Source organism: Burkholderia sp. Ac-20345, from assembly GCF_017104825.1.
GTDB lineage: Bacteria > Pseudomonadota > Gammaproteobacteria > Burkholderiales > Burkholderiaceae > Burkholderia > Burkholderia lata_B.
Genome location: NZ_JAAGPO010000384.1, coordinates 1 through 4115, shown reverse-complemented (window position 1 = coordinate 4115; position 4115 = coordinate 1). Strand labels below are relative to the sequence as shown.

Here is a 4115-nt window from a genome sequence, read left to right as displayed (position 1 = left end):
AGGTGCGACCCCCCCCTGTCCGTACCCGCTCCTCTTCCGGTCGCCGTCCGGGCCGTGCTGGCCGCCGCGCTCGACGATCCGGCGCGCGGCGGGGTGCCGTGGGGCGGCGTCACGTTCTCGTCGCTGACGAGCCTGCGCGGCTTGCCGTATCGCGTCGTCTGCCTGCTCGGGATGGACGACGGCGTGCTGCCGAGTCTCGCGCGTGCAGACGAATTCGACCTGATGGCCGTATTGCCGAAGCTCGGCGACCGCCAGCGCCGCGACGACGAGCGCAACCTGTTTCTCGACCTGCTGCTCGCCGCGCGCGACCGGTTGCTGATCGCGTACACAGGCCGCAGCATTCGCGACAACGCGCCATTGCCGCCCGCGGCACTCGTCGACGAACTGCTCGACCATCTCGCGCTCGTCACGGCCGGGCCCGACGCGGCGCCGGACGAGGTCGATGCCGCGCGGCGCGCATTCGTCGTCGAGCATCCGCTGCAACCGTTCGCGGCCGCGTATTTCCAGCCCGGCAGCGAACTCGTTTCCTACGATGCCGAGCGTGCGACGCTCGCGACGCTGCTGGCCGCCGAGGCGTCGCGCGACGGGCCGCGCGAGCTGCCGTTCTTCGCGCAGCCGCTACCGGCCGAACCGGTCGAGCCTGTCGCATTCAGCGAATTCGAACGCTTCTGGCGCCATCCCGCGCGTGCGCTGCTGCGCGCGCGGCTCGGCATCGTGCTCGCCGACGCGCAGGCCGAACTGCTCGATACCGAGCCGTTCGCGCTCGATTTCTCCGGCAGCGACGCGCTCGCCGAGCGCGTGCTCCCGTTGCTGATCGAGTCGGACGAGGGCGGCGTGCACGATCACGCGCTGCGCATTGCGGATGCGAGCCCCGAACTGCCGGGCGGCGCGACGGGCGCCGTGTGGCGCGACCAGGCGCTTGGCTCGATGACGCAACTCGCGTCGCACGTGCGCCGGGCGCTGGCCGACGGGATGGAGCGGCGGCCGTTCACGCTCACCGTCGTACCGGCCTGGCCGGACACCGAACAGGCGCTGTTCGGCGCCGACGACGCGCTGCTGTCGGGCGACGCGGTGAGCGCGCCGCTCGAACTGCACGGCACGCTGAACCGGCTCACGCCGGCCGGGCAGATCATCTACCGCTATGCGCGGCCGAGTGCGCGCGACTACCTGTCCGCGTGGCTCGCGCACCTCGTCTACTGCGCGATCGAGCCGGGCGGCCCGCGCCGCACGTTGTGGTTCGGCAGCGGCGGTGCATTCGAGCTGACGCCCGTCGCGGCGCCGCTCGAGCGGCTCGCGCCGCTGGCCGCGCTGTTTCGCGCGGGGCGGCGCATGCCGCTGCGGTTTTTCCCGCGCAGCGCGTGGGCGAGGGTGTCCGACGGCGAAGCCAAGGCCGCGAGTGTCTGGATCAACGAGCGCGTCGTGAGCGAAGCCGACGATCCGGCCATCGCGATCGCGTGGCGCGGTGCGCATGCATCGCTCGACGAGCCGTTCGGCACACTCGCGCGGCTCGTGTTCGATCCGCTCGTCGAGCATCTGAAGGAGGTCGCATGAGTGCCGTGTCGCAGCCGCAGCAGGCGCTCGAACTCGACGTGTTCGCGTGCCCGCTCGACGGCGTCAACCAGATCGAGGCGTCGGCCGGCACCGGCAAGACCTGGAACATCTGCGCGCTGTATGTGCGCCTGTTGCTGGAAAAGGATCTCGGCGCGGATGAAATCCTCGTCGTGACCTTCACGAAAGCGGCGACCGCCGAGCTGCACGAGCGGATTCGCGGCCGGCTCGCGCAGCTTGCGCATGCGCTCGACACGGGCGACGACGGCGGCGATCCGTTCATCGAGCGCTTGCTCGAAACCACGCTCGGCGAAAGCGGCGAGCTCGATCCCGAAACGGCCGCGAAGCGGATCCGGCGTGCGCTGCGCGCGTTCGATCAGGCCGCGATCCATACGATCCACGCGTTCTGCCAGCGCGCGCTGCAGGAAGCGCCGTTCGCGGCCGCGATGCCGTTCGCGTTCGACATGGAGGCCGACGACGCTTCGCTTCGCTTCGAACTGGCAGCGGATTTCTGGCGCACGCGCGTCGAACCGGCGGCTGCGCGCTGGCCGGGCTTCGCGATCTGGCTCGTCGAATCGGGCGCCGGCCCGGCCGCGCTCGATGCGCAGCTTGCGCGCCGGCTGAAGAAGCCGCTCGCCGCGCTGCGCTGGGACGGCGTGACCGAGCCGGACGAATCGGCCGAGGCCGCCGCGGCCGAATGTTTCGCCGAGGCCGCGCGGATGTGGGCGGCCGAGCGCGACGCGATCGATGCGTTGCTGCGCACCGCGCAGCCCGCGCTCAACCAGCGCTCGCACAAACCCGAAGCGGTTGCCGATGCGCTTGCCGCATGGGCCGCGCATTTCGCGCAGGGCGACGCGACGGCTGCGCTGCCGAAGGCCGCGCTGAAGCTCACGCGTACCGCGCTCGTGAAGGCGACGAAAAAAGGCGGCGCGACGCCCGAACACGCATTCTTCGACGTGGCCGACGCGCTCGAAGCGGCGGTGGCCGCGGCCGAGGCCGCGCAGCGCGCGCGCTGGCTCGCGCTGATCGCCGAATGGCTCGACATGGCGCCGGGCGAGCTGGCCGAGCGCAAGCGCACGCGGCGTATCGTCTCGTTCGACGACCTGCTCGCGAACCTGTACCACGCGCTGCATGCGCATCCGTGGCTCGCCGAGACGCTGCGCGCGCGCTATCCGGCCGCGCTGATCGACGAGTTCCAGGATACCGACCCGCTGCAGTTCGCGATCTTCGACCGGATCTTCGCGCCGGGCGGCCCGCTGTTTCTCGTCGGCGATCCGAAGCAGGCGATCTACAGCTTCCGCGCAGCCGATCTGCATACCTATCTTGCCGCGCGTGAACGGGCGAGCGCGTGCTATACGCTCGCGGTCAACCAGCGTTCGACGCCCTCGATCGTCGATGCGTGCAACCGCTTCTTCATGTCGAATCCGCGCGCGTTCGTGCTCGACGGGCTTGACTATTACGCGGTGCGCGCCGGCACGCGCGTGCGCGCGCCGTTCGTCGATGAGACCGATCCGGGCCCGGCCGGCGATTTCCGGGTCTGGGCGTTGCCGGGCGGCGAAGGCACGCTGCTCAAGCGCGATGCGCAGGCGCAGGCCGCCCAGGCCTGTGCGGCCGAGATTGCGCGGCTGATGCGCGGCGCGCGCGAAGGGCGCGCGCGGCTCGGCGATACGCCGCTGTCGCCGGGCGATATCGCGGTGCTCGTGCAGACACACCGGCAGGGCAGTCTCGTGAAGCGCGTGCTGGCCACGTGGGGCATCGGCAGCGTCGAACTGGCGCAGGCCTCGGTGTTCTCGACCGGCGACGCCGAGCAGCTCGAACGCGTGCTGGCGGCGATCGATGCCCCGGGCGACCTGCGGCGCTTGCGCGCGGCGCTCGCATCCGACTGGTTCGGACTCGATGCCGGCGCGCTGTGGCGGATGGAGCAGGGCGACGGCGATGCGCAACGTGACGCATCAGCGGTAGATAGCGCCGACGCGATGAGCTGGGTCGAGCGCTTCTCGCGGTACCGGCTGCTGTGGCGTGAACGCGGCTTCGCGGTGATGTGGCGCACGTTCACGCGCGAGTTGCGGATTGCCGAGCGGCTGATGGCCGGCGCGGACGGCGAGCGCCGCGTGACCGACATCAACCATCTGGCCGAACTGACGCAGGCACGCGCGTCCGCGCAGCCGGGCATCGCGCCGACGCTGCGCTGGCTCGCCGCGCAACGGCTCGACGGCGGCGGCGAGGAAGCGCAGTTGCGGCTCGAATCCGATCGCAACCTCGTGCAGATCGTCACCGTGCACAAGTCGAAAGGCCTCGAATACGCGATCGTGTTCTGTCCGTTTCTGAACGACGGCGGGTTGCGCGAGCCGCCCGCGTCCGCGCTGCCCGACGCGCGTGAATATCACGACGATGCGGGCGACGCGGTGCTGCACTACGGGTGCGACGACGAGGCGGCCGCCCATGGAAGCGATCACGAAGGTATGGAACATCGCGCACAAGAACGCGACCAAGGAAGTCGCAGCAGTTCGGCAAGAAGCTGCCGACGAAAAACGTGCGCTACAGAAGGAACTTGAAGAGGCCCGCGC

The 4115-nt window shown here is 70.7% G+C and carries 2 pseudogenes; both read left to right on the top strand.

Annotated elements, in window-relative coordinates:
• Positions 1-1551, top strand: a pseudogene (locus G3O06_RS46935) (exodeoxyribonuclease V subunit gamma); the annotation flags it as partial.
• A pseudogene (locus G3O06_RS46930) lies at positions 1548-3992 on the top strand (UvrD-helicase domain-containing protein); the annotation flags it as partial. The pseudogenes G3O06_RS46935 and G3O06_RS46930, both read left to right, overlap by 4 nt.
• Positions 3993-4115: the final 123 nt, after the last annotated feature.